The organism is Streptomyces sp. NPDC021212, from assembly GCF_044332925.1.
Lineage (GTDB): Bacteria > Actinomycetota > Actinomycetes > Streptomycetales > Streptomycetaceae > Streptomyces.
The window spans coordinates 87651-112179 of the sequence record NZ_JBIRPZ010000007.1 but is presented as its reverse complement, the minus strand read 5'-3'; the positions used below and the strand labels follow the sequence as shown (position 1 = coordinate 112179).

Here is a 24529-nt window from a genome sequence, read left to right as displayed (position 1 = left end):
GACCGTTCCGGACGGTGTCCGGGACGGCCCTGTTCGGCCGAGCCCGACGACGCAACGAGGGGCCCTCCGGTCGGGAGCCGGGGCGTCCCGTGTGGCGGGGCCGCCGACCGGGGCGCACTCGGGCGGTCCGACGACACGGCGCGCGGCGGGTCTGCCCGCGGCGGCAAGGGCGCGCCGAACGGCGGTGGCTGGGGGAGCGTCACCCTCGTCCGCGCGCCGCGGCGGGCGACCGCGTGCGGGGCGGCGGAGACCATCGCGTGGTGTTCCCGTGGAGCCCGCCTGTGGACAATGTGGGGATGAGCCAGCAGGGGGACGACCGACGCCGTCACGAAAACGACTGGTGGGGCGAGTTGTACGACCCCGCGCGGGCCGACGCCGGGCCCGCCGCCGCGGCCGATTCGGTGGACGAGCGCTTCGACTCCGCGTCCCGCACACTCGGCCGCGACAGGCCGGCCGGCGGGGAGCAGAGGCCCGCCACGGGGGCGCCTTGGGGCCCGCCGGAGGGTGAGCCGGGCGGTGCCGCGCCGGGGCCGGACGGCGCCGCGGGAGGTGGCCCGCAGGGGTGGCGACCTCCCGAGGGCCGCGACGGACCCGGCGCGGCACCGCCCCCGACCGACCCCGTCCCGCCGCATCGGCCCTGGCGTGCCGCCGCGTCCGGGTTCGTCGGGGACGAGCCGCCCGCGTACGAGGCGGAGCCGACCACCCTGCCCGTCGCCGACCCCGAAGAGCCGGGCGGGCCGGTGCCCGACACCGTGCTCGACGGCGCGCGCTACGGGACGTTCACCCTGCGGGCCGTATCGCTGCGCGGCGACGCGGCGCGCTCCCGCGGCGAGCCCCGGCGGGACACGCTGCTCACGGCCCGGTTCGGGACCGGGGACGGCGCCCTGGTCCTGGTGGCCGTGGCGAGCGGGGCGGCCGGGGCATCGCCCGACGCCGCGCGGGAGCTGTGCGACTGGATCGGAACGGCCGTCGGCCGCAGCCACGCACGGCTCGCGGAGGACATCCGCGCCGCCCGGCGCGGCGCGCTCAAATCCGGCCTGCACCGGCTCACCGACCGGGGCTACGGCCGGTTGCGCACCCGCTGGGCCGAACTCGGCGTCGACCCGGCCGCGTACACCGCCCCGGTGCGCTGTCTGCTGCTGCCCACCCATCCGGACTGCCGGGTCCGGGTGTTCTTCGGGGTCGGCGACGGCGGGCTGTTCCGGCTGCGTGACGGCGTCTGGCAGGACCTGGAACCGGATGCGCAGGGGCACGACACCGTCGGCGGGCCCGTGCTCGCCTTCGGCGGCGGGCGCCCGCCCGCCCCGGACCCGCCGCCCGCGCCCGAGTTGCCCGCCGAGTGGGAGGCCGCCCCGCACGACGGCGGCCCACCCCCCGCCGGACCGTTCCGCTTCCGCGCCTCCGTCGCCCGGCCGGGTGACACCCTGCTGCTGTGCGGAACGGGCCTCGCCGAGCCGCTGCGCACCGAGGCGCCGCTCGCCGCCCACTTGGCGGAACGCTGGGCGGCGACCGAGCCGCCGGGCCTCGCCGGGTTCCTCGCCGACGCCCAGGTGGGGGTGAAGGGCTACGCCGATGACCGTACGGCGGCGGCCGTCTGGGAGGCGTGAGCGTCCCGTCCGTGGGTTGATGGACCGTAAAGGACCACAGCAACCCGGGACGACGGGGACGACAGGGACGAGGCGCCGCGATGGGCAAGCAGACCGTGGCCGAGCAATTCGTGGACATCCTGACGCGCGCCGGGGTACGGCGGCTGTACGGGGTGGTCGGCGACAGCCTCAACCCCGTCGTGGACGCGATCCGCCGCAACTCCGCCATCGACTGGATCCAGGTGCGGCACGAGGAGAGCGCCGCGTTCGCCGCGGGCGCCGAGGCCCAGCTCACCGGCAAGCTCGCGGGCTGCGCCGGCTCCTGCGGCCCCGGCAATCTGCACCTGATCAACGGGCTGTACGACGCCCACCGCTCCATGGCCCCCGTCCTCGCCCTCGCCTCGCACATCCCCAGCAGCGAGATCGGCACCGGCTACTTCCAGGAGACCCACCCCGACCAGCTGTTCCGCGAGTGCAGCCACTACAGCGAGCTGATCTCCAGCCCCCAGCAGATGCCGCGCGTCCTGCAGACCGCGATCCAGCACGCGGTCGGCCGCCGCGGCGTCAGCGTCGTCTCGCTGCCCGGCGACATCGCGGCCCGCCCGGCGCCCGAGCGCGCCGAGGAGCACGCGCTGGTGACCTCACGCCCCACCGTGCGCCCCGGCGACGCGGAGATCGACGCGCTCGCGCGCATGGTGGACGAGGCGGACCGGGTGACGCTCTTCTGCGGCAGCGGCACCGCCGGGGCCCATGAGGAGGTGATGGCCTTCGCCGAACGGGTGAAGGCACCGGTGGGGCACGCGCTGCGCGGCAAGGAGCACATCCAGTACAACAACCCCTACGACGTCGGCATGAGCGGCCTGCTCGGCTACGGCGCGGCGTACGAGGCCACCAACGAATGCGATCTGCTGATCCTGCTGGGCACCGACTTCCCGTACAACGCCTTCCTCCCCGACGACGTCCGCACCGTTCAGGTCGACGTCCGCCCCGAGCACCTGGGCCGCCGCTCCAAGCTCGACCTGGCCGTGTGGGGCGACGTACGCGAGACGCTGCGCTGTCTGACCCCGAAGGTGCGCCCCAAGACCGACCGCCGGTTCCTGGACCGGATGCTGAAGAAGCACGCGGAGGCGCTGGAGGGCGTGGTCAAGGCGTACACCCGCAAGGTGGAGAAGCACGTTCCGATCCACCCGGAGTACGTGGCCTCGGTCCTGGACGAGGAGGCCGCCGACGACGCCGTGTTCACCGTCGACACCGGCATGTGCAACGTATGGGCGGCCCGCTATCTGACCCCCAACGGCCGCCGCCGGGTGATCGGTTCGTTCACCCACGGCTCGATGGCCAACGCCCTGCCGCAGGCGATCGGTGCCCAGTTCCTCGACCGCCGCCGCCAGGTCGTCTCGATGTCCGGCGACGGCGGGTTCACGATGCTGATGGGCGACTTCCTCACCCTCGTCCAGTACGACCTGCCGGTGAAGATCATCCTCTTCAACAACTCCTCCCTGGGCATGGTCGAGCTGGAGATGCTGGTCTCGGGCCTGCCCGCCTACGGCACCGGCAACCACAACCCGAACTTCGCCCAACTCGCCCGCGCCGCCGGGGCCTACGGCGAACGCGTCGAGAAGCCCAAGCACCTGCGGGCCGCGCTGCGCGGCGCCCTGCACCACAAGGGCCCCGCGCTGGTCGACATCGTGACCGACCCCAACGCCCTGTCCATCCCGCCGAGGATCAGGGCCGAGATGGTGACGGGCTTCGCGCTGTCGGCGAGCAAGATGGTGCTGGACGGGGGCGTGGGCCGGATGGTCCAGATGGCCCGCTCCAACCTCCGCAACGTGCCTCGCCCTTGACCGAATCAGCCGGACTTCTGCCAGGCGCAGCTACCGAGCGTGGCGCGACCCTTCTCCACCAGCGGATCGGCGACCTCGGCCGGCGGCATCGCGCTGTGGCCCCGGTAGCAGACGACGGTGCGGTCCGGGTACCCGGCCAGGTCGACCATGATCTGGTCCCAGTGCCGGTACTGCACGTCATGCCCCGAATCGGCATAGCTGCGCACGGCCGGATCGCCGGGAAGATGCTCCTTCCAGGTCCCGACCGTGCTGGGCGGCACGGTCGTGTCCTTCTTCCCGCTGTAGACGATGACGGGCGCCTTCAGCTTCGACAGATCCGGTCCGGGCCGCTCGCAGTACAGCTTCTGCTCGTGCACCTGTGGCCCGGGGTCGGCCTTCTGCCCGCGCTGGTTGTAGGTGCGGGCGCCGTCCTCGTACGCGGTGTCGGCGAACCCGGGCACCCGCTTGGTCGGACTGTCCTCCGGAAACGCCCACCAGATACGCGGATCGGCGATCTGCTTCTCCAGCGACCTGCCCAGCTCCTCGTCGGACATCGAGCAGTACGACGGCGTGGCCCCGTACGGTGGCAACGCGGCGGCCAGATGCAACGACTGAACGCGGTCCGGCGCCAGGGAAGCCAGCTCGGCGGCGTAGGGCCCGCCACCCGAAATGGCGATCACGCCGACCTTGCGTACTCCGATGCGGTCCAGCACCTGCAGCGCGTCCTTCACGAAGTCGGCCTTGCCCAGGCCCTTGTCGAACTCCGTGTCCCCGAAGCCGTTGCGCTCGACCGATATCAGCCGCAGTCCCAGGGACTCCCGCGTGCTGCGCAGAAAGTCCGTCATGTGCGCCGCCCGCGCGCTGGTCCCCGTGCCCCCGATGGAGAGCACCGGCTTCCCGTCCCGAGGCCCCTCGTCGATGTAGTGCGCGGTGCGCCCCGAACCCAGCTTCATCGCCCGCACCTCGGGCCCGAGCGAGTCGAACTCGTCCTGAATGCGGACCCGATGAACGTCCGTGGCGCGGGGCTCACGCGGCGACGTGGCGGCGGCGCTGCCACTCACGGCCCCGGAGCCGGTGAGCAGGAGGGCCGCGGCGGCGGTGGCGGCGATACCGGTGACGAGCGGTCTGGGCACGTGTTTCTCCTGGTCGTATGCGGTTGGATGATCGCCCGCTTACCCTTTCCTGATCGAAAAGACTCCTCACGCCGTACGTCAGGAGACGGGCGCGCCTCCCTTGTCGTGAACGGAGAGGTGCTCGAAGGTCTCTCCGGTGGCGGTGATGGTCCGGGTCACGTCACGGCCGCCGTAGACCCAGTAGATGCGCATGACGCCGTCGCCGCGGTTGAGGAAGCGGTGCGGGACGCCGGCCGGGACCCAGGTGGCGTCCCCGGCCGCCAGGTCGAAGGTCTCGCCGTCGATCTCGGCGGTGGCCTCCCCCTCCAGGACGAGCACCGACTCCTCGACGTCATGGCTGTGCAGTGGCAGTCCGTTTCCGGGCTGGAAGACGGTCTGGCCGGTGGTGATGGAGGCGGTCTGCGAATTCCACTTCCCCACGTAGGGGAGGGTGGCGACGCCTCCGCCGCGGTCGAAGCGCTCGACCTCGCCGGAGTGGATCAGGAGGGAGGGCGCGGTGGGGTGGTTGCACACGGGCAGTTGGCTCCGTTCTGGGGGTTCCCGGGGTTCAGGAGTGGTGGATCAGGCGGCGGGAGAGGGTGTTGACCTGGCTGCCCGGGACCACGTACGCCGCCGCGGCCTCGCGCCAGACCGCGAAGTGCGGGGCGGCGCGGTGGGCCTCGACGGCGGCCTCGTCCTCGTACAGCTCGTGGAAGATGAAGTGGTGGTCGTCGGAGAGGTCGCAGACGACGTCGAAGGACAGGCAGCCGGGTTCGTCGGTGAAGGACCGCTCGGCCTGCGCTTCGATCGCGGCGAGGAAGTCGTCGCGGCAGCCGGGCCGGACGTGGAGGGAGACGGTCAGGGCGATCATGCGGAAAGCTCCTCACAGTTGGCGTGCGGGTGCGGTACGCCGGTCCGGTCGGCAATGCGGACGAGGGACTGCCAGGTGTCGTCGGCGACCGTGATGCCCTCGGTCCTCAGGCGCTCGGCGGTACGGGCCTCCGGCTCCCCGGGCACGAAGATCTCCTCCGTGCCCGGGGCGGTGGGGGTCGCCTTGGTCTCCTCGATCAGCCGTTCGATGTGCCGCTCGAACTCCTCCGGCGCGGTCATCGACCGGATGTCGATGCAGACCAGCAGGTGGCCGGCGCCGCTGCGGCCCTGCGGGTCGTACGGGCCCACCACCGCGCTTCCCGACGCGCTGCCGGTCAGCACCCCGGCCAGGACGTCGAACATGAACGAGATCGCATAGCCCTTGTGCCCTGCCATCGGCAGGATCAGCCCCTCGACCGCCTGCCGGGGATCGGTGGTCGGCACGCCGTCGGCGTCGGCCGCCCAGCCCTCGGGTATGGGTTCGCCGCGCTCCTTGGCGTGGTAGATCTTGCCGCGCGCGACGGCGGTGTTGGCGATGTCCATCACCACGGTCCCGTAGCGGCCGCCGGGCGCGGCGATCGACCAGGGGTTGGTGCCGACCCGTTTCTCGCGGCCGCCCCAGGGGGCCATGGCGGGGCTCGCGTTGGTGGCGAGCAGCGCCACGCAGCCCTGTGCGGCCGCCTGGCGGGTGAAGTACGCGGCGGTGCCGAAGTGGCCCGAGTTCCGCACGGCCACGGCGCTGACTCCGAGCCGCCGGGCGCGCTCGACACCCAGGGCGGTGGCCCGGTGGGTGAGCACCTGCCCCAGGCCGTGATGGCCGTCGATCACCAGTACCGCGCCGTTGTCGACGACGGTCTCCGGCCGCGCGACCGCGGCAGTCGCTCCGCTGTCGAGGCGCTTCAGGTACCAGGGCAGGCGCAGCATCCCGTGGGAGGGATGACCCCACAGCTCCGCGGTCACCAGCGTGTCCGCGAGCAGCCGGGCGTCTCCGGGCGGCACTCCGAGGGCTTCGGTCGCCGCGGCGGCGAACCGGTGCAGTTCGGCGGCGCCGACGATGTGCGACATGCGTTCGTCCTCACCCCCAGACTGTATCCAGACCTGTATACAGCACTGCGCAGGGGAAAACCATGCCCCCGAGGGCACGGAACGTCAGCGGGCGGCGTCCAGCCGGACCTCCACGCCCGTGGGAAGGCCCTCGCCGGTCAGGCTCTCGATGAGGGCCTGGAGGGTCTGGGTGAGGTGATGGCGGCAGGCCGCCTCGGCGGCCTCGGTGTCCCCGTGCGTGACCGCCTTCAGCAGCGCGCGGTGCTCCTCCAGCGACGTCAGCATGCGCCGTGGGCCGCTGTGCGAGACATGCCGCAGGCGCACCGTCTGACTGCGCAGGTCGCGGATGGTGCGGGCGAGATACGGATTGCGGCACGCGGCGATGACCGCCTGGTCGAAGTCCTCGGCGATCGCGTAGAAGTCGCGATAGCCGCGCACCTGCCCGGCGGCGTCCAGCGCGCGGAAGAACTCCTCGAACTCCTCCAGGCGCTCCAGCAGTTGACGGAACGGCGTCAGTACACGCTCGTCGGCCGCCCCCGAGGCCGCGGCCAGGGCGGCCGCCCGGGGCTCCAGCAACATCCGGATCTCGAACAGCGCGCGCACGCCGCCCAGCGAGATGGCGGCCACCCGCGCCACCTCGCCCGGCACGAAGTCGACCAGCCCCTCACCCGCGAGCCGGCGGATGGCCTCCCGCACGGGCGTACGGGAGGCGCCCAGCTCCTCGCCGAGCCGGACCTCGCTCAGCTTCGCCCCGGGCCGCAGCCGCAGGGTCTCGATGTCCCCCTTCAGCCGCTCGTAGACCGCTTCGCTCTTGCCCGTCGCCCGAGCCATGGTTCTCCTCGCCGTCGCCCCGCACCCCTACCTGTATACAGGCTAGCCGTCGGTGCCGGGCGCCCGGGCGCTCTCCCGCCTACGCGGGCACCGGCCGCAGCCGCAGGGTGACGATCTGGTGCGGCCGCAGGGCCAGGCTCAGCCCGGCCGGGCCGGTGGCGGCCGGGTGCAGCGGGCGCTCCAGCAGATCGGTGACGTCCGCCGAGAGCACCGGGAACCCGGCGATGAGCGTGCCCGCCGCCCGGCCGCCGTGCGACTCGTACAGCCGCACCACCACATCCCCGCTGCGGTCCTCGGCGAGCTTGACCGACTCCACCGTGATCGCCGGGTTGTCCACGGAGAGCAGCGGCGCGGGCCCGGCCGGGCCCGTGGGCAGGGTGCGCAGCGGCAGGTTCAGGGCGAGGCCGCCTTCGACCGCGTCGCCGACGCTCGCGCCCGGCAGCAGCGCGTAGCGGAAGCGGTGGGTGCCGAGGTCCGTCTCGGGGTCGGGGCTGTGCGGGGCGCGCAGCAGCGTCAGCCGGACCGTCGTGCCCAGCACCTCGCCGTCGTCGCTCTCGTGCGCCGTACGGGTCACGTCGTGGCCGTACGTCGAGTCGTTGAGCAGCGCCGCCCCGTACCCCGGCTCGGCGACCCGCAGCCAGCGGTGGGCGCAGATCTCGAAACGGGCCGCGTCCCAGCCGGTGTTGGTGTGCGTGGGGCGCTCCACATGCCCGAACTGGATCTCCGCCGTGGACTCCCGGGCGTGGATGTCCAGCGGGAACGCCGCCTTGAGGACCTTCTCCGACTCGTGCCAGTCCACCTCGGCCGCGATGTCGAGGCGTCCGCTGCCCGCAGCCAGGGTCAGTTCCTCGACGACGCGCGAGGCGCCGAAGACACGGACGACGCGGACGGTCGCGCGCAGCGGACCGGACTCGGTCAGTTCGACGGACTCGGCGGCGGTGAGGTCGGTGTGGCTGCGGCGGTAGTGGCGGTCGATGTCCCAGGCGTCCCAGTGGTTGGGGTGGTCGGGGTGGAGCTGGAGGAGGTTGCCGCGCGCGCCGGGGGCCAGCACCTCGCGGCCCGCCGTCAGGTCGAGGACGGAGGTGAGCAGCCCGTCGCCGTCGATGGTGACCCGCAGCAGATCGTTGTCCAGGACGATGGCGTGGCCGTCGCTCAGCGAGGTCACCGGCGGCGCGCCCCACGTCGTACCGGCGAGGGCCGCCGTGCCCAGCGCGCCCACCCGCACCCCGGCGGCCGCGCGCCCGTCGCCCAGCGGCTGCACCGGGGCGTCGGTGGGCAGGGCCGCCGCCGTCGCGGCGTCCAGGACGGCGACCTCCTCGCGCTCGTACGGCGCGGCGTTGAGCACCACGGGGGAGTCGGGCCCGCCGGGACCCGCGGTGCTCAGGGCGCCCACCGCGTCCGCGACGATCCCCTCCAGCTCGGTGCGCACCCGCGCGTACGTCTCGCGCGCCTCGCGGTGCACCCAGGCGATCGAGGAGCCGGGGAGGATGTCGTGGAACTGGTGCAGCAGCACCGTCTTCCAGATCCGGTCCAGGTCGTCGTACGGATAGGCATACCCGGGCGCGTGGAGCGCGGCGGCCGTGGCCCACAACTCCGCCTCCCGCAGCAGGTGTTCGCTGCGCCGGTTGCCCTGCTTGGTCGCCGCCTGGGTGGTGTACGTGGCCCGGTGCAGCTCCAGGTACAGCTCGCCCGACCACACCGGCGCCTTCGCCCCGTACTCCCGCTCCGCCTCGGCGAAGAACACCGACGGCTTGTGGATCTCGACCCGCGGCGAGCCCTCCAGGGAGCCCAGCCGGCGCGCCTTCTCCAGCATCTCGCGGGTGGGGCCGCCCCCGCCGTCGCCCCAGCCGAAGGGGACGAGGGAGCGGGTGGCGAGGCCCTTGTCGGCGAAATTCTTCTCGGCGTGGGCGAGTTCGGCCGCGCTGAACTGGGCGTTGTAGGTGTCCACCGGCGGGAAGTGGGTGAAGACGCGGGTGCCGTCGATGCCCTCCCACCAGAAGGTGTGGTGCGGCATCTTGTTGGACTGGTTCCACGACAGCTTCTGGGTGAGGAACCACCTCACCCCCGCCAGCTTGGCCAGCTGCGGGAACGCCGCGGTGTAGCCGAAGGAGTCCGGCAGCCAGATCTCCTCCGTATCCACCCCCAGCTCCTCCAGGAAGAACCGCTTGCCGTGCACGATCTGGCGGGCCAGGGCCTCGCCGCCGGGCATGTTGGCGTCCGACTCGACCCACATCGAGCCGACCGGCGCCCAGGTGCCGTCCGCGACCGCCTTCTTGATGCGCTCCCAGATGTGCGGCTGGTGCTCCTTGACCCACGCGTACTGCTGCGCCTGGGAGCACGCGAACACCAGCTCCGGGTAGTCGTCCGCGAGCGCGGTGACGTTGGCGAACGTACGGGACGCCTTGCGCACGGTCTCGCGCAGCGGCCACAGCCACGCCGAGTCGATGTGGGCGTGCCCGGCCGCCGAGACGCGGTGCGCGCTGGCGTGCGCGGGGCTCCCCAGGACCTCGGTCAGCTCGGCGCGCGCGGCGGCCGCGGTGGCGGGCACGTCGTGCAGGTCGAGCGCGTCGAGCGCGTTCTCCAGGGCGCGCAGGATCTCGTGGCGGCGCGGCCGGTCCGCGGGCAGCTCGCGCATCAGCTCGGACAGCACCTCGATGTCCAGGACCAGATGCCACACGTCCTCGTCGAGGACGGCCACATCGGCGGAGGCGAAGCGGTAGAGCGGCCGGTCCCCGGCGGTGAGGACGTCGCCGAGCGGGGTGGGGGCGAAGCCGTCGCGCAGCACGGACGGATTGGCGGCCGCCTCCAGCAGCAGCCGTACGGGCTCGCCGCCGGCGGCGGGGGAGGCGAGGGGGATGTGGCGGTTACGGGGGTGGATGCCCTTCAGCGGTACGCCGTGCGCGTCGTACACCAGCCCCTCGGCCTGGAAGCCCGGACCGTCGTCGGTGAAGCCGGGGTCGACGACCACCTCGACCCGCCGCCCCGCCCACTCCGCCGGCACCGCGCCCTCCAGCCGGAACCACCAGGTCGACCACGGCTCGCCCCACTCCGTACCGGCCGTGAACGGCTCGTACGTCCCGGCGAGCGCGTCGGCGACCGGGACCGGCTCGCCAGGGGCGCGCCAGGCGTAGAGGGAGAGCGGGACGCGCGCCGGGTACTGGGCGGGCCGGATGAACTGGTGCAGCGCCCGCTCCAGGCGCCCCTCCACCAACAGTCGGTCGTCGTGCATCAACGGCTCCTCGGGGCTCGGCGCTCAGCGGATCACCCCTGATGCTTTCCCCCGGTGTGTGGCACGGCAACAGGCGGGAATGCATTCCGTGAGCATGTTCGACCGTATGCGACGCGGCCGCGCCGGAGCGGCCGGGGCGGGGGAGGATGAAGCGTCGGCCTGTACGGCGGGGCCGGATGACCAACCGGCCGGACTCTGGGGCGGTGGCCATCGAAGGGGAGCGGGGCCGGGCCCTCGGCAAGCGACTGAGGCATGACGACTACGCGGCCGTGGCGGACGTCCGCGCCGAGCTGCGCGAGATGCTGCGGCACTGGGGCGAGCCCGGCCGGGCCGATCTCGCGGAGCTGCTGACGAGCGAGCTGGTGACGAACGCGCTGGTGCACACCGACCGGGGTGCGTACGTCAGGGCCACGCTGAGCGGCGGGGCCGACGGGCCGGTGGCGGGCCGATTACGGGTCGAGGTGCGGGACTTCGTGTCCCGTCACCCGAAGCTGCGCGGACACCCCCCGGAGGACAGCGCCTCCGGGAGGGGCCTGCTGCTGGTGCACACGCTCGCGGACGCGTGGGGCGTACGGGCCCACGGCGTGGGCAAGGCGGTCTGGTTCGAGCTGGACGCGGACGGCGGCTGAGCGCCACCGGCCATCTGCCCTGGGGTGGGGTTCAGCCGAACTGCCGCTCGATCTCCGCGAGCTTCTCCTCCAGGGAGTCCAGCCGGGGGATGGTCAGGGTGTCGTCCTCGGCGGTGAGGTCGACGGTCCGCGCCGTGTCCTTGACGTCCTTGTCGTCCTTGTCGCCCTTGCCGTCCTTGTCCTTCGCCTCGTCCTGGTCGGCTTCGGTGGCGCCGGCGTCACCGAAGCCGAAGCTGAAATCCAGGTCACGGCTCCAGTCCCGGCCGCGGTCGTCGCGACGGTCGTCGCGCTGACCGGACTCAGCCGCGTCCGCGGACTGCAAGGCGGGCCGAGCTGAGGGCGCGGACAGCTCGGCCGCCTCGGCTTTTCCCAGCGCGTTCTCCTCATGGGAAGACTCCGCGGTGAGCTGCGGCGGCTGCGCCGCCGGGGCGATGTCCACCTGGCGGCCACCGCCCCGGCCCCATGCCCGGTGCTGCCGGTTGAGGGCCCGGATCCTGGCCTTGTCCAGCTTCTCCTGGTCCCGGCGGCGGTTGCGCGTCTGCTCCTTCTCGCGCCGGTCCTCGCGGACCTCCTCGACCGCCTCGTCCAGCGTCCGCACGTTCTCCAGCAGCATCAGCGACCACGCGCCGAAGGTCTCGCGGGGGGCGCGCAGCCAGCGGACGATACGGATCTGCGGCAGCGGGCGGGGCACCAGACCCTGCTCGCGCAGCGCCGCCCGGCGGGTCTGCTTGAGCGCCCGGTCGAAGAGGACCGCGGCCGACAGCGACATGCCCGCGAAGAACTGCGGCGCACCGTCGTGGCCCATGCCGCGCGGCGCGTGCACCCAGTTGAACCAGGCGGAGGCGCCCGCGAACAGCCACACCAGCAGCCGCGAGCCGAGCGCCGCGTCACCGTGGCTGGCCTCGCGCACCGCCAGCACCGAGCAGAACATCGCGGCGCCGTCCAGCCCGAACGGCACCAGGTACTCCCAGCCGCCCGAGAGGTTCAGGTTCTGCTGCCCGAAGCCCACGAGGCCGTGGAAGGAGAGCGCGGCCGCGACCGCGGCACAGCAGAACAGCAGGACGTACGAGGCCGTCGCGTAGACGGTCTCCTTGCGCCGCCTGCGCTCCTCGCTGCGCTCCCAGGAGTCGGCGATGCCGTTCTCCTCCTTCTTCCCGTAACGGCCGCGCGCGAGGACAACTCCCGCCCCCACGACTCCGACGAGCGCTATGACGACTGGCAGGGCCCAGCCCAGCGATATGTCGGTCAGTCTCATCCGGTGCCCCTTGCCTCGCTTCCGTGAAGTTCTGGCCGCAGTGCGGCCCTACTCGCGCGACATCCTGGCGGAATCCTGCCGGGCCTCAAGCGGTTTCTGGACAAGAGGCCGCCAAGTGGGCGGGGGGACACGCGGATAGGTGCGATACGGTTCGAACGCTCGCTCGTTGCAAGCGGCTTGATTCTATTCACGTAACCCGATCGTGGGTAAATCCGACCCATCGGCTTGCCGTCGGCCGTCCGAACCCCTTGGTGATCTTTTCTCGCCCCTGTCCGCCTATGAGCGCTTCGGGAGCGCCGCGGGAGCGTCCCATCCGTGGCCGAAAACGATCGCTCCCGGTGTCCGGTCCGGCCGATCACGTGGAGCGGCGCGGGCCGGGAAATGTGGTCAGGGTCATGTCCAGTCCGCCGGGCTCGGAGCGACCGGTGTGCGCGTGGGCTTTGTCCTCGGGCGGCATCCGCATATCGTTCGATGGGATGTCAGGAGGACCCCAGTGGAGCAGGCCGAAGCCGAGGCGGCAATGGAGTCGCGGGACCCCTCCGGCGTGCCCGCGGCACGCAGGTCCCCGCGCCGCCACTCCGTGCGCGGGCAGATCCTGGACGCCCTGCGGGACGCGCTGGTCGGGGGCGATCTGACCCCGGGCGAGGTGTACTCCGCCCCGGCCCTCGCCGACCGCTTCGGCGTCTCGCCCACCCCCGTGCGTGAGGCGATGCAGCAGCTCGCGGGCGAGGGGGCCGTCGAGGTCGTGCCGAACCGGGGCTTCCGGGTGGCCCGGCGCAGCGCGCGCGAGCTGGCCGAGCTGGCCGAGGTCCGCGCCCTGCTGGAGGTGCCCGTGATGCTCAGCCTGGCCCGGGCGATCGCGCCCGAGCGCTGGGTACGGCTGCGGCCGTTCGCGGAGGCGACGGCGGCGGCCGCCGCGAAGGGCGACCGCGCCGCCTACCTGGAGTCGGACCGCACGTTCCACCAGTCGGTGCTGAGCCTGGCCGGGAACCAGCAGCTGGTCGTCGTCGCCGACGAGCTGCACCGCCGCGCCCAGTGGCCGCTGGCCTGCGGCCGCGCCGTCCGCACCGCCGACCTGGTCGCCGACGCCGCCGAACACATGGCGCTCCTGGACGCGCTCGCCGCCCGCGACCTGGACGTGGTGGAATCCCTGGTCCGCGAGCACTTCACGTCCGGCGCCTGAGCCGTTTCCCACCCCGGGGTTCCGCCCCGGGCCCCGGGCGGCGGCTCCGCCCCCACACCCCCGCTCCTCACACTCCCCCAGCGGTAGCTGGGGGAGGGACGGGTGGGCACAACCCGGCCACCGGGCCGCACCCGGCGGCGAAACCCCAGGGGCACAACCGCCCAGGCGGCACCGGGGCGCCGTCACGCTAACTGCTCGGCCAGCCAGACCGGCACGCCACCCAGCAGCCGCACCAACCGCAGCGCCTCGGCGCGCAGCCGGTGCGCCTCCGGCTCCTCCTCGACGTCCGCCAGGGAGGCAAGCGCGGGGGCGATGCCGACCAGGTAGCCCAGCTCCTCGCGGATCCGCAGCGACTCGGCGAAGCCGCGGCGGGCCTCGGCGAGATCGCCCTCCTCCTCGGCCATCCCGGCCAGATGGCGCCAGGTGAACGAGCGCAGCAGCGTGTCGCCGTGCGCGGCGGCGCCCGCGTGCGCGCGCTGGTAGGCGGCCTGGGCACCGGTGGGGTTGTGGGCGAGGTGCTGCGAGATCAGCCCGCGGCGGAAGTCCAGCAGCGGGCGGGTCGCCGAGCCGGGCCCGAGCAGCGCGGCGGCCCGGCCGAGGGCGGTACGCGCCTCGTCGGCGCGGTCCCGGTTCCCGAGCAGGGTGGAGGCGTACGCCAGATAGCCGCGCTCGCACGCGATGGCGCCCCGCTCGTCGTCGGTGAGCGCCAGGGCCTCCGCCGCGCGCAGCGCGTCCTCGGCCGCGTCCCAGCCCCGGGAGGTGTACATGCACCGCTCGATCAGGATGGCGCTGCGCTTGAGGGCCACGGCCGCGTCGGCCGCGGCGTGCGGGGCGAGCAGCTCGGCGGCGTCCTTCCAGCACGCGCGGGAGCGCAGCCGCCACACCGCCGTGTCGAGCGGGTCGTCCGCCCGCCCGGTCCCCGGGTCGGGGCCGAAGTTCGACGATCCAGGTGGTGACATGGCGGTGTCCGCCACATTGCCCTCCCCAAGCGCGCCATCGAGCCGGAAGCCGTTGCCGAATCTCAACATGGAAGCGCGGGCCCGGCCAAGAGGTTGGTGTGAATCAATTCACAAACCACCGGGGAGAGTGGTGGTGGTCCAGGGGGCCCGGGGCGCGCGTACGGGCGCGTCAGCTCATCCGCAGCGCGAGGAAGAAGTCCAGCTTGTCCTCCAGCCGGGCCAGGTCGCGCCCGGTCAGCTGCTCGATCCGGCCCACCCGGTAGCGCAGCGTGTTGACGTGCAGATGCAGCCGCGCCGCGCACCGCGTCCAGGAGCCGTCGCACTCCAGGAACGCCTCCAGGGTCGCGATCAGCTCGGCCCGGTGGCGGCGGTCGTACGCGCGCAGCGGGTCCAGCAGCCGGGCGGTGAAGGCGCGGCGTACGTCGTCCGGGACGAAGGGGAGCAGCAGGACGTGCGAGGCCAGCTCCTGGTGCCCGGCCGCGCTGACCCGGCCCGGCCGCGCGGCGGCCACCCGGCGGGCGTGCCGGGCCTCCTCCAGCGCGCCGCGCAGCGCCTCGGCGGAGTGCACGGGGGCGCTGACGCCCAGGGTCAGCCGGGCGTCGTCGCCCAGCCCGCGCGCGAGCGGTTCGCCGACGGCGGCGAGCAGCGCGTCCGCGTGCAGCCCCGCCTCCTGGTCCGCCGCCTCCGCCTTCGCCTCCCCGGACGTGGCGTCGGCGTCGGCGGGCGCGGGCAGCGGGAGGAGCGCCACCGCCTCGTCCCCGGTGTGCGCCACCGCGATCCGGCCCGAGGGCCCGGCCCCGGCCGACCGCGGGTCCACCAGGATCTCTTCCAGCAGCGCCTGGGCGGCCGGGCCGCCGCCCGGCTCCCCGCCCTCGCCGTCAGCCGCTTCCTCCAGCCGTGCCACCACGACCTGCCAGTGCGGCGCCTCCCCGCCGCCGAGCCCCGGCAGCAGCGCCGGCGCCGCCACCCGCAGCCGGGCCGCGACCTCGGCGGACGGCGCGCCCGTCTGCACCAGCTCCAGCACCTCCTGGGCGAGCTGCCGCCGCACCGTACCGGCCTCGTCCCGCCGGTCGCGCTCGACCGCGATCAGCTGGGTGACCCCGTACAGCAGGTCCAGCCGCTCGTCCGGCCAGTCCCCGGCGTCGGCGGCGACCGCCAGCAGCCAGTCGGCGGGCGCGGCCGCGTGCGGGGCGCCGGTGCCGCCGCCGCTCGTACCGCCGCGGATGGGGAAGAGGGAATACGTCACGCCGTTCGCGGCGGTCAGCCGGTGCGGGCCGCGGCGCCCGGCGCGCTGGGCGGCCAGGTGCTCACCGGCCAGCCGGGTGCGGACCGGCTGCGGCAGCTCCGCGGCCCCGGGGCCGGTCGGCCCCGCGATCGGGCGGCCGGTGGGGGAGAGCACCCAGGCGGCCAGATCGAGGTCCGAGCCGAGCAGGTCGAGCACCACCTCGGGGCCGCCGCCCGCGGCCCCCGGGGTCATCAGCCGCCGGTGCCGGTCCACCACGGCGGCCAGATCCCCGGCCCGCTCGCCGGAGACCTGGCGTACGACGTGCTCGGTGATCGACGCGAACGCCACGTCCTCGACCACGGAGAACAGCGGCAGCCGGTGCCGCGCGCAGGCCAGCACCAGATCCTCCGGTACGGGGCCCAGCTCCGCCTCGCCCGCCGCGAGCCCGGCCACCCCGGCGGCGGCCAGGATCGCGACGAACCGCTCGGAGTCGTCCGGCGACCGGCGCCACGCCAGCCCCGTCAGGACCAGTTCGCCGCCCGACAGATAGCGGCTCGGATCGCGCAGATCGGTGGTCATCACTCCGCGTACGGTGCGGTCCAGCTCGTCCTCGCCGCCGAGCAGGCGCAGGCCGAGGGCGTCGGTTTCCAGCAGTGCGCGCAGCCGCATGGGGTGCCAGCCGATCTTGTCTTTGTCGCCGGTCGAATACCGCGAGGTTTCAGCTCCCCGTCGTTCGTTCGAATCTACAAGACCGGCCCGCTGGCCAGCCAATTGCTTCATGCCTTCGGTGACTGCCCCGGCGCCCGCGGCGGAGGTCTACTGGATGGGGACCCCGCGAGCATGAGTTCCTGATCGAGGACTGGTGAGAAGGCCCATGGACTTCCTGCGCCCCGCCGACTGGCCGGAGGCGCTCGCCGCGAAGGCCGAGCACCCCGACGCCGTGCCCCTCGCGGGCGGCACCGATGTGATGGTCGAGATCAACTTTGATCACCGGCGGCCCGAACGGCTGCTGGATCTGACCCGTATCGGCGAACTGGCCGAGTGGGAGACCGGTGAGCGGACGGTCCGGCTGGGCGCCGGCGTTCCGTACACCCGGATCATCGAGCGGCTGCGCCCCGAGCTGCCCGCCCTCGCGCTCGCCTCGCGCACCGTCGGCTCGCCGCAGATCCGCAACCGCGGCACCGTGGGCGGCAACCTCGGCGCGGCCTCGCCCGCCGGGGACGCGCATCCGGCGCTGCTGGCGGCCGGGGCCGAGGTGGAGGTGGCCTCGGTGCGCGGCACCCGGATGATCCCGGTCGAGGAGTTCTACACCGGGGTGAAGCGCAACGCGCTGGCGCCGGACGAGCTGATCAGGGCCGTCCACATCGAGAAGGCCGACGGGCCGCAGCAGTTCTCCAAGGTCGGCACCCGCAACGCCATGGTCATCGCGGTGTGCGCCTTCGCCCTCGCGCTCCATCCGCGCACCCGCACCGTACGGACGGGCATCGGCTCCGCCGCGCCCACGCCGGTCCGGGCCCGGGCGGCGGAGGACTTCCTGAACGCGGCGCTCGCGGACGGGGCCTTCTGGGACAGCGGCGAAGCGATTCCACCCGCGGTCGCCCGGGAGTTCGCCCAGCTGTGCACGGGCGCGTGCGACCCCATCGACGACGTACGAGGCAGCGCCGCCTACCGCCGCCATGCGGTGACGGTCATGGCGCGCCGCACACTCGGCTGGACCTGGCAGGCGTACCGCGAGGGCGAAGGGAGGGCGGCGGCATGCGCGTGAACATGACCGTCAACGGCCGGCCGCAGCAGGCCGACGACGTGTGGGAGGGCGAGTCCCTGCTGTACGTGCTGCGCGAGCGACTGGGCCTGCCCGGCTCGAAGAACGCCTGTGAGCAGGGCGAATGCGGTTCGTGCACGGTCCGCCTCGACGGCGTGCCGGTGTGCGCGTGCCTGGTGGCCGCCGGGCAGGCCGAGGGGCGCGAGGTGGTGACCGTCGAAGGGCTCCCCCGGTACGCGGAGCGTCGCGCGGCGGAAAGCCGCGCGACGGGCGAGCCGGGCGCGGTCGGGCCGGGCGCGGGGGAGGCCCCGCCGGCCCCTGTCCAGCAGGCGTTCATCGACGCGGGCGCCGTGCAGTGCGGCTTCTGCACCCCGGGGCTGCTGGTCGCCGCCGACGAGCTGCTGGAACGGCACCCCGACCCGTCCGACGCCGACATCCGCGAGGCGCTCTCCGGCAATCTGTGCCGCTGCACCGGCTACGAGAAGATCCTCGACGCGGTGCGCCTGGCCGCCGCCCGCACTTCCGCCCCGGCCGCCGGGGAGGCGAGCTGATCATGGGACCCGACCGCGCCCCCACCAGGATCACCCAGGCCCATCTGACCGAGGGCCGGGGCAAGGGCCACATCGGCGAATCCACCCTGCGCCCCGACGGCATGCTCAAGGTGACCGGGGAGTTCGCGTACTCCTCCGACCTGTGGCACGAGGACATGCTGTGGGGCTTCACCCTGCGCAGCCCCCACGCCCACGCCGAGATCCGGTCCATCGACATCAGCGGGGCGCTGACCCTGCCCGGCGTCCATGCCGTCATGACGCACGACGACCTCCCGGCCGCCACCCACTACGGCCTGGAGATCCACGATCAGCCCGTCCTCGCCAAGGACCGGGTCCGCTACCACGGCGAGGCCGTCGCCATCGTCGCCGCCGACCACCCCGAGACCGCGCGCCGCGCCGCCGCCAGGATCAAGGTCGAGTACGCCGAGCTGCCGCTCGTGGTGGACGAGGCCACCGCCACCGCGCCCGGCGCGCCGCTGCTCCACCCCGACCGCGCCGACCACCACGCCGCCCACGCCCCGCACCCCAACGTCGTCCACCGCCAGCCCGTGCGGCGCGGCGACGTCGCCGCCGCGAAGGCCCGCGCCGATGTCGTCGTACGCCGGGACTACGAGGTCGGCATGCAGGACCAGGCCTTCCTGGGCCCGGAATCCGGGCTCGCGGTGCCCGCCGAGGACGGCGGCATCGACCTCTACATCGCCACCCAGTGGCTGCACGTGGACCGCGACCAGCTCGCCCCGGTGCTGGGCCTGCCGCCCGACAAGGTGCGGCTGACGCTGTCGGGCGTCGGCGGGGCCTTCGGCGCCCGCGAGGACCTGTCCATGCAGGCGCACGCCAGCCTGCTGGCGCTGCGTACCGGCAAGCCCGTGAAGATCGTCTACAACCGGTACGAGTCGTTTTTCGGCCACGTCCACCGGCACCCCGCCAAGCTCACCTACGAGCACGGCGCCACCCGCGACGGTCGGCTGCTCTACGTCCGGTGCCGCATCGTGCTGGACGGCGGAGCGTACGCCTCCTCCTCCCCGGCGGTCGTCGGCAACGCCGCTTCCCTGGCGATCGGCCCGTACGTCGTGGACCACGTGGACGTCGAGGCGCTCGCCCTCTACTCCAACAATCCGCCCTGCGGCGCGATGCGCGGCTTCGGCGCGGTGCAGGCGTGCTTCGCGTACGAGGCCCAGATGGACGCCGTGGCCCACGAACTCGGCCTGCACCCCGTCGAGTTCCGGCAGCGCAACGCCATGGCGCAGGGCGCCGTCATGCCCACCGGCCAGATCGTGGACTCCCCGGCCCCGGTCGCCGAGATCCTGCGCCGGGTCCGGGACCTCCCCCTCCCGCCGGAGCGCGCCTGGCAGACGGCGGACGGGGAGGTCGACGTCCGCGCCCTGCCCGGCGGCCTGTCCAACACCACCCACGGCGAGAGCGTGGTGCGGGGCGTCGGCTACGCGGTCGGCATCAAGAACGTCGGCTTCTCCGAGGGCTTCGACGACTACTCCACCGCCCGGGTGCGGCTGGAGGTCATCGGCGGCGAGCCCGTCGCCCTGGTCCACACCGCGATGGCCGAGGTCGGCCAGGGCGGCGTCACCGTCCACGCCCAGATCGCCCGTACCGAACTCGGCGTCAGCCGGGTCACCATCCACCCCGCCGACACCCGGGTCGGCTCCGCCGGCTCCACCTCCGCCTCCCGCCAGACGTACATGACCGGCGGCGCCATCAAGCACACCTGCGAGGCGGTGCGGCAGGAGGTCTTCCGCCGCTGCGGTGCCGTTGGCGGTGACACGGAGCTGCGCCTGCTGGACGGCAAGGTGGTCACGGTCGCCGGGGAGGTCGTCGCCGATCTGACGGACATCCTCGGCGACGACGCGATCGACATCGAGAGGGAATTCCGGCACCGCCCCACCGAGCCCTTCGACCTCACGACCGGTCAGGGCTTCGGCCACGTCCAGTACTCCTTCTGCGCCCATCGCGCCGTGGTCGAGGTCGACACCGAACTCGGCCTGGTCAAGGTCATCGAGCTGGCGGCAGCCCAGGACGTCGGCAAGGCGCTCAACCCGCTCTCCGTCGTCGGCCAGATCCAGGGCGGCTCCACGCAGGGCCTCGGCCTCGCCGTGATGGAGGAGATCCTCGTCTCGGACGGCGCCCGCGTTCGCAACCCGTCCTTCACCGACTATCTGATCCCCACCATCCTCGACACCCCGACCATGCCGGTCGACATCCTCGAGCTGGCGGACCATCACGCCCCCTACGGGTTGCGTGGTGTCGGCGAGGCCCCGACCCTCTCCTCCACCCCGGCGGTCGTCGCGGCCATCCGCGCCGCGACGGGCCTCCGGCTGGGGCGGGTGCCGGTGCGGCCTGAGCATCTGACGGGCACATGACGCGCTCCCGCCCCGGGGGAGCTGTCGGGCAGATTGTCTGACGGAATGCCACGCCTGGGCGGGAATCCGGTTGCGCCAGTCGGCGGACGCTCGCGTTGCCGGGTCCCGGTTTCTGAGTGAGCCTCAGAAACCGACCTATGCGACCCGCCCCTTGGAGTGCGCCCGTGCGAACGAGACGAAAAACCCTCGCCGTGTCGGTGGCCGTTCTGGCCGCAACGTCCCTTCCCCTGCTGAGCGGTTCGACCGTGCAGGCGGCCGTGCAGGGGCGCGCCGCCGCGCCCTCGCGCGGCGTGCCCCTGTACGTCCCCCCGGCCGACCGCGCTTCATACCGCCAGGTGACCCAGCTCACCTGGCGGGGGGACTACCGCACGGCGGCCGGACTCCTCGCCATGGTGCGCACCCCGCAGGCGGTCTGGTACGGGGACGAGCCCCCGGCCAGGGTCGCCCGCCTGGTCCAGATGACCACGAGCGACGCCGCCCGGCACGACCAGCTGCCCGTGCTCGCCCTCTACAACGTTCCCGGCCGTGACTGCGGCAGCTACTCCGCCGGGGGAGCGCGGAACGCCGAGGAGTACAAGGAGTGGATCGACGCCGTGGCCCGGGGCATCGGTGACCGCGAGGCGATGATCGTCCTCGAACCCGACTCGCTGGCGCTGCTGCCGTCCGACTGCGGCGCGCAGGCGGGCGAGGACACCCCGGCGGTCCACCCGACCACCACCACCGCCGGTACGGGCGCGGCTGTGGACCCGGGCGCGGCCACGGAGACGGCCACGGGCACGGCCACGGTCGAGCTGACCCCCGCCCCCGCGCTCACCGAGCCCACCACCGACACCGCCCCCGGCCCTGAACCGCAACCCGGCACCGAGCCCGCCCCCGACGCGGCCGTCACCGCCGAGGCCCCCGCTCCGGAACCGGCCCCTCCGGCCGCGAGCCCCACCCCGTTCCTCCCCGCCGACCCCGCCGACCTCGACAAGGAGCCGGAGGCCGGCGAGCGGCCGGTCGCCGAGCCGAAGCCGGAGCCCGAGCCCGAGGTGGCGACGGAAGCGGAGACCGAGACCGGCGACGACGCGCTGACCGCCGCCCGCTTCACCGAGATCAAGTACGCGGTCGACACCCTCATGGCCCTCCCCGACACCAAGGTGTACCTCGACGCGGGCCACGCGGACTGGCACGACGTCAGCAGCATCGTGCCCCGTCTCGTCAAGGCCGGTATCGACGAGGCCACCGGCTTCGCCCTCAACGTCTCGCACTACCAGACGGACCGCGCCAGCGCCCTGTACGGACGGCTCGTCTCCGCCTGCCTGGCCTACGTCGCCGACGGCGGCGACCCGGAGTCCTGCGCCGAGCGGAGCTGGCCGCGGCCGCACATCCGGGCCTGGCTGCGCGCCCATGAGCCGCACGACCGGTCGGGGATGAAGCACTTCGTCACCGACACCAGCCGCAACGGGCGCGGCCCCTGGACGCCGCGCTACGGTCGCCACGCCGACCCCCAGCCCTGGTGCAACCCGCCCCGCCGCGGCCTCGGCGCCCGCCCCACCACCGCCACGGGCGATCCGCTGCACGACGCCGACCTGTGGGTGAAGACGCCCGGCCAGTCCGACGGCCGCTGCCTCCGCGGCACCTCCGGCCCCTCGGACCCGGTGCGCGGCACGGTGAACCCCGAGGCGGGCGAGTGGTTCCCCGACCAGGCCCTGGAACTCGTACGCTTCGCCCGCCCCTCGGTCACCCCCTGACACCGGCGACGTGACGCACGGGTGGGGCGGCGGCTCATCGCACACGAGCCGCCGCCGACCCGTCGTCAGCCCGCCGGGTTGTGCCTCACCAGGGCGTCGACCAGGCCCGATGTGGTGTGCGGGAAGTCCATCGGAACGATGCCGAGCCCGGTCCAGCCCTGGTTGCTCGCGCTCTCCAGCAGGGTCTTGACCTGCGGGTTGAGCCGGTCCGCGTTGCCCCGGGGCGGGAGGAGCGCGGCGGTGCTGACGTAGTTCATGTACAGCTTGCCGGGCTGCGCCACCGCCTTCCGGAACTGCGCCTCGATCTTGGGGTACTTGCCGAACGGCTCCGCCATATAGTCGTCCTGGATGTCGAACAGCTGTGGATCCGCGTACCGGACGCCCGGCATGTCGCCGGAGTCGCCGAGCAGCACCACCCGGCCGCGGGCCTGCCCCAGGGTCGGGAGGGTGGCGTCGAGGCGGAAGAGGGAGCGCCAGCCCTTGTCGTCGAGGTAGGTGTCGAAGATCCGACGGAACTCGGCCGCACTCTCCTCCGAGTACTCCTGCTTGACGCGCATCAGCACGGTCTCGGACGGATGCGCGGAGAGGAAGGCGCGGCAGGCGCCGAGCACATCGTCGAAGTTGAGGTGCTGGTAGAAGGCGCCGTGGTGGATCGGGAAGGCGTTCTCGAACGCGCGGCAGCGGATGTCCAGGAAGCGGATGCCGCTGTTCAGCTGGTCGGCGATGGTGGTGTTCTGGCACTCGGTCCACGGCCCGCCGTAACGAGCACCCGAGTCGTGCGTCCCGGGAAGCGTCAGCCGCTGCACGGGCGTGGCGTCGGCAATGCCGGACAGCCAGTCCGTGGCGGCCGGCGGCCGAGTCGGCGCCGCGACAGCGACGCCCCCTAACCCCGTGACCAACCCCGTGGCGGACAGTGCGGCCGCGCCCTTGAGGAACCCTCGCCGATCCATACACATACTCCCGTCGCTCACCCGTTCGTGCCGTGAGCACGGCATCGAAGCACAAACGAGGGCCGCAGAGGAAGGTTGAGGTCCGGCTCCACCGGTCTGCGGACCGGCGAGGGGGCTGCGGCACGAGCCGGGCCACCGCGGGTTCCGTCGCCGTACGGGCGAGGGGCGCTGTCCCCGGTCCAAGGGCCCGGGCGGACTCAGAGCCAGTCGCGCCGCTTGAAGATGACGTACAGGCTGACGCACACCACCGCCATCAGCAGCAGCGCGAAGGGGTATCCGAGCACCCAGTGCAGCTCCGGCATGTGGGTGAAGTTCATGCCGTAGATGGTGCCGACCAGGGTCGGGGCGAAGAGGATGGCCGCCCACGCGGAGATCTTCTTGACCTCCTCGTTCTGCTCGAAGCCCGCCTCGGCCAGCGCCCTCATCTCGGCGTTCTGCTGCTGGGTGACCAGGGTGGCGTTGACCGCGAGGATGTCGGTGAGGGCCGAGCGGAAGCCGTCCACGCGCTCGCTGGTGTGGGTGACGTGGTCGGCGACGTCCCGCAGATAGCGCTGCAGCTCCTCATCCGTGCCGTACTTGTCGAAACCGGCCATCAGCCCGCGCAGCATCCCCACCAGCGGGCGGGTCGCGCGCTGGAATTCGACCATCTCGCGGGAGAGTTCGTAGATGCGGCGCGACACCGCGGGGTCGCCGCGGAAGACCTCGGTCTCGATCTCGTCGATGTCGTTCTGCACTCCGGACACGACCGGGGCGTAGCCGTCCACGACCGCGTCCAGGATCGCGTACAGCACGGCCTCCGGGCCGAGGGCCAGCAGCTCGGGGGCCGCCTCCAGTCGGGTGCGCACCGCGGACAGGTCCGGGGCGGCGCCGTGCCGGACGGTGATGACGAAGTCGGGGCCGACGAAGACGTGCAGCTCGCCGAAGTCCACCTCCTCGACCGCGTCGAGGTAGCGGGCCGCGCGCAGCACGACGAACAGCGTCTCGCCGTAGCGCTCCAGCTTGGGCCGCTGATGCGCCTCCATCGCGTCTTCGATGGCCAGCTTGTGCAGATCGAACTCCTCGGCGAGCGAGAGCAGCTCCGCCTCGCTCGGCCGGTACAGCCCGATCCATGCCATCGCGCCCGGCTGCTCGCGCAGCCGCCGGTAGGTGGCGGCCAGGCTGTCGGGCGCGCCGACCCGGCGGCCCTCGCGGTAGACGGCCGCGTCCACGACGCTGTGCTCGTCGTTGACCGGGGTGCCGTCGACCGCGCCGGGCGCGGACTCGGAGTGCGGGGGGCCCGGCACTCCGGCCCCGGCCGCGGAGCGCGGGCCGGCGCCCGCGCCGCGCTCCGCCGCGGCCCGCTGCCAGGGGTACTTCTTCAGCGGGCGCGGGGTGTGGGAACGGCGCTCGGACATGAGGGGTCCTTTACGAAGGGG

At 73.4% G+C, this 24529-nt stretch carries 19 protein-coding genes; 8 read left to right on the top strand and 11 right to left on the bottom strand.

Features of this window, described 5'->3' with window-relative positions; genetic code table 11:
- The first annotated feature begins 296 nt into the window (after positions 1-296).
- Positions 297-1607 carry a protein phosphatase 2C domain-containing protein gene (locus tag ACH4SI_RS20020; RefSeq protein WP_398297335.1) on the top strand — a complete coding sequence of 437 codons (1311 nt, stop codon included), beginning with the start codon at positions 297-299 and terminating at the stop codon, positions 1605-1607.
- An 80-nt stretch (positions 1608-1687) separates the two neighbouring features.
- Complete coding sequence (locus ACH4SI_RS20015) at positions 1688-3430, top strand: pyruvate dehydrogenase (protein WP_398297333.1); 1743 nt, start codon at positions 1688-1690, stop codon at positions 3428-3430.
- Positions 3431-3435: 5 nt separating this feature from the next.
- On the opposite strand, the gene ACH4SI_RS20010 is transcribed toward ACH4SI_RS20015, so the two are convergent.
- The 6 genes from ACH4SI_RS20010 to ACH4SI_RS19985 all read right to left on the bottom strand — a co-directional run bounded on the left by ACH4SI_RS20010 (position 3436) and on the right by ACH4SI_RS19985 (position 10495).
- On the bottom strand, positions 3436-4542 hold the full coding sequence (locus tag ACH4SI_RS20010) for an alpha/beta fold hydrolase (protein WP_398297331.1): 1107 nt from the start codon (positions 4540-4542) through the stop codon (positions 3436-3438).
- Positions 4543-4620: 78 nt separating this feature from the next.
- On the bottom strand, positions 4621-5055 hold the full coding sequence (locus ACH4SI_RS20005) for a cupin domain-containing protein (RefSeq protein WP_398297330.1): 435 nt from the start codon (positions 5053-5055) through the stop codon (positions 4621-4623).
- Between the two features lie 34 nt (positions 5056-5089).
- Positions 5090-5392 carry a putative quinol monooxygenase gene (locus ACH4SI_RS20000; protein ID WP_398297329.1) on the bottom strand — a complete coding sequence of 101 codons (303 nt, stop codon included), beginning with the start codon at positions 5390-5392 and terminating at the stop codon, positions 5090-5092.
- A complete protein-coding gene (locus tag ACH4SI_RS19995) occupies positions 5389-6456 on the bottom strand; it encodes an Ldh family oxidoreductase (RefSeq protein WP_398297327.1) in 1068 nt (355 codons plus the stop codon). The genes ACH4SI_RS20000 and ACH4SI_RS19995 overlap by 4 nt, the downstream gene beginning before the upstream one ends.
- 84 nt (positions 6457-6540) lie before the next feature.
- Entirely contained in the window at positions 6541-7266 is a 726-nt protein-coding gene (locus ACH4SI_RS19990) for a GntR family transcriptional regulator (RefSeq protein WP_398297325.1), read from the bottom strand.
- Positions 7267-7345: 79 nt separating this feature from the next.
- Entirely contained in the window at positions 7346-10495 is a 3150-nt protein-coding gene (locus tag ACH4SI_RS19985) for an alpha-mannosidase (RefSeq protein ID WP_398297323.1), read from the bottom strand.
- A 176-nt stretch (positions 10496-10671) separates the two neighbouring features.
- Here ACH4SI_RS19985 and ACH4SI_RS19980 point away from each other — a divergent pair, with 176 nt between their 5' ends.
- Positions 10672-11124 carry an ATP-binding protein gene (locus ACH4SI_RS19980; RefSeq protein WP_398297321.1) on the top strand — a complete coding sequence of 151 codons (453 nt, stop codon included), beginning with the start codon at positions 10672-10674 and terminating at the stop codon, positions 11122-11124.
- A gap of 31 nt (positions 11125-11155) precedes the next feature.
- Here ACH4SI_RS19980 and ACH4SI_RS19975 read toward each other — a convergent pair whose 3' ends face one another.
- Positions 11156-12379: a DUF2637 domain-containing protein gene (locus ACH4SI_RS19975; protein ID WP_398297319.1), complete on the bottom strand. Its 1224-nt coding sequence runs from the start codon at positions 12377-12379 to the stop codon at positions 11156-11158.
- Positions 12380-12872: 493 nt separating this feature from the next.
- Here ACH4SI_RS19975 and ACH4SI_RS19970 point away from each other — a divergent pair, with 493 nt between their 5' ends.
- Positions 12873-13562 (top strand): GntR family transcriptional regulator, encoded by a 690-nt coding sequence (locus ACH4SI_RS19970; RefSeq protein WP_398297317.1) that lies wholly within the window; start codon positions 12873-12875, stop codon positions 13560-13562.
- Positions 13563-13744: 182 nt separating this feature from the next.
- Here ACH4SI_RS19970 and ACH4SI_RS19965 read toward each other — a convergent pair whose 3' ends face one another.
- Positions 13745-14521, bottom strand: a complete 777-nt coding sequence (locus tag ACH4SI_RS19965) for a hypothetical protein (protein ID WP_398297976.1) — start codon at positions 14519-14521, stop codon at positions 13745-13747.
- Between the two features lie 169 nt (positions 14522-14690).
- On the bottom strand, positions 14691-16415 hold the full coding sequence (locus ACH4SI_RS19960; RefSeq protein ID WP_398297315.1) for a PucR family transcriptional regulator: 1725 nt from the start codon (positions 16413-16415) through the stop codon (positions 14691-14693).
- Between the two features lie 205 nt (positions 16416-16620).
- On the opposite strand from ACH4SI_RS19960, the gene ACH4SI_RS19955 reads away from it, so the two are divergent.
- The 4 genes from ACH4SI_RS19955 to ACH4SI_RS19940 all read left to right on the top strand — a co-directional run bounded on the left by ACH4SI_RS19955 (position 16621) and on the right by ACH4SI_RS19940 (position 22164).
- Positions 16621-17511: an FAD binding domain-containing protein gene (locus ACH4SI_RS19955; RefSeq protein WP_398297313.1), complete on the top strand. Its 891-nt coding sequence runs from the start codon at positions 16621-16623 to the stop codon at positions 17509-17511.
- A complete protein-coding gene (locus ACH4SI_RS19950; RefSeq protein ID WP_398297311.1) occupies positions 17502-18059 on the top strand; it encodes a (2Fe-2S)-binding protein in 558 nt (185 codons plus the stop codon). Before ACH4SI_RS19955 ends, ACH4SI_RS19950 begins: the two co-directional genes overlap by 10 nt.
- Before the next feature lie 2 nt (positions 18060-18061).
- Positions 18062-20431, top strand: coding sequence for a xanthine dehydrogenase subunit D (gene pucD, locus ACH4SI_RS19945; protein WP_398297309.1), 2370 nt, complete (start codon positions 18062-18064; stop codon positions 20429-20431).
- 164 nt (positions 20432-20595) lie between these two features.
- A complete protein-coding gene (locus tag ACH4SI_RS19940; protein ID WP_398297307.1) occupies positions 20596-22164 on the top strand; it encodes a glycoside hydrolase family 6 protein in 1569 nt (522 codons plus the stop codon).
- A 65-nt stretch (positions 22165-22229) separates the two neighbouring features.
- Here the strand turns inward: ACH4SI_RS19940 and ACH4SI_RS19935 are convergent, their stop codons facing one another.
- A complete protein-coding gene (locus ACH4SI_RS19935) occupies positions 22230-23114 on the bottom strand; it encodes a phosphatidylinositol-specific phospholipase C domain-containing protein (protein ID WP_398297305.1) in 885 nt (294 codons plus the stop codon).
- Between the two features lie 197 nt (positions 23115-23311).
- A complete protein-coding gene (locus ACH4SI_RS19930; RefSeq protein WP_398297303.1) occupies positions 23312-24508 on the bottom strand; it encodes a magnesium and cobalt transport protein CorA in 1197 nt (398 codons plus the stop codon).
- Positions 24509-24529 lie beyond the last annotated feature (21 nt).

What these genes read in the sequence shown, in the direction of transcription:
- ACH4SI_RS19965 (WP_398297976.1), bottom strand. Translation starts at nt 14,521, where the DNA reads ATGTCACCACCTGGATCGTCGAACTTCGGCCCCGACCCGGGGACCGGG.
- ACH4SI_RS19995 (WP_398297327.1), bottom strand. Translation starts at nt 6,456, where the DNA reads ATGTCGCACATCGTCGGCGCCGCCGAACTGCACCGGTTCGCCGCCGCG.
- ACH4SI_RS19950 (WP_398297311.1), top strand. Translation starts at nt 17,502, where the DNA reads ATGCGCGTGAACATGACCGTCAACGGCCGGCCGCAGCAGGCCGACGAC.
- ACH4SI_RS20000 (WP_398297329.1), bottom strand. Translation starts at nt 5,392, where the DNA reads ATGATCGCCCTGACCGTCTCCCTCCACGTCCGGCCCGGCTGCCGCGAC.
- ACH4SI_RS19975 (WP_398297319.1), bottom strand. Translation starts at nt 12,379, where the DNA reads ATGAGACTGACCGACATATCGCTGGGCTGGGCCCTGCCAGTCGTCATA.
- ACH4SI_RS19980 (WP_398297321.1), top strand. Translation starts at nt 10,672, where the DNA reads ATGACCAACCGGCCGGACTCTGGGGCGGTGGCCATCGAAGGGGAGCGG.
- ACH4SI_RS20015 (WP_398297333.1), top strand. Translation starts at nt 1,688, where the DNA reads ATGGGCAAGCAGACCGTGGCCGAGCAATTCGTGGACATCCTGACGCGC.
- ACH4SI_RS20020 (WP_398297335.1), top strand. Translation starts at nt 297, where the DNA reads ATGAGCCAGCAGGGGGACGACCGACGCCGTCACGAAAACGACTGGTGG.
- pucD (WP_398297309.1), top strand. Translation starts at nt 18,062, where the DNA reads ATGGGACCCGACCGCGCCCCCACCAGGATCACCCAGGCCCATCTGACC.
- ACH4SI_RS19935 (WP_398297305.1), bottom strand. Translation starts at nt 23,114, where the DNA reads ATGGATCGGCGAGGGTTCCTCAAGGGCGCGGCCGCACTGTCCGCCACG.
- ACH4SI_RS19990 (WP_398297325.1), bottom strand. Translation starts at nt 7,266, where the DNA reads ATGGCTCGGGCGACGGGCAAGAGCGAAGCGGTCTACGAGCGGCTGAAG.
- ACH4SI_RS19930 (WP_398297303.1), bottom strand. Translation starts at nt 24,508, where the DNA reads ATGTCCGAGCGCCGTTCCCACACCCCGCGCCCGCTGAAGAAGTACCCC.
- ACH4SI_RS19960 (WP_398297315.1), bottom strand. Translation starts at nt 16,415, where the DNA reads ATGCGGCTGCGCGCACTGCTGGAAACCGACGCCCTCGGCCTGCGCCTG.
- ACH4SI_RS19985 (WP_398297323.1), bottom strand. Translation starts at nt 10,495, where the DNA reads ATGCACGACGACCGACTGTTGGTGGAGGGGCGCCTGGAGCGGGCGCTG.
- ACH4SI_RS19955 (WP_398297313.1), top strand. Translation starts at nt 16,621, where the DNA reads ATGGACTTCCTGCGCCCCGCCGACTGGCCGGAGGCGCTCGCCGCGAAG.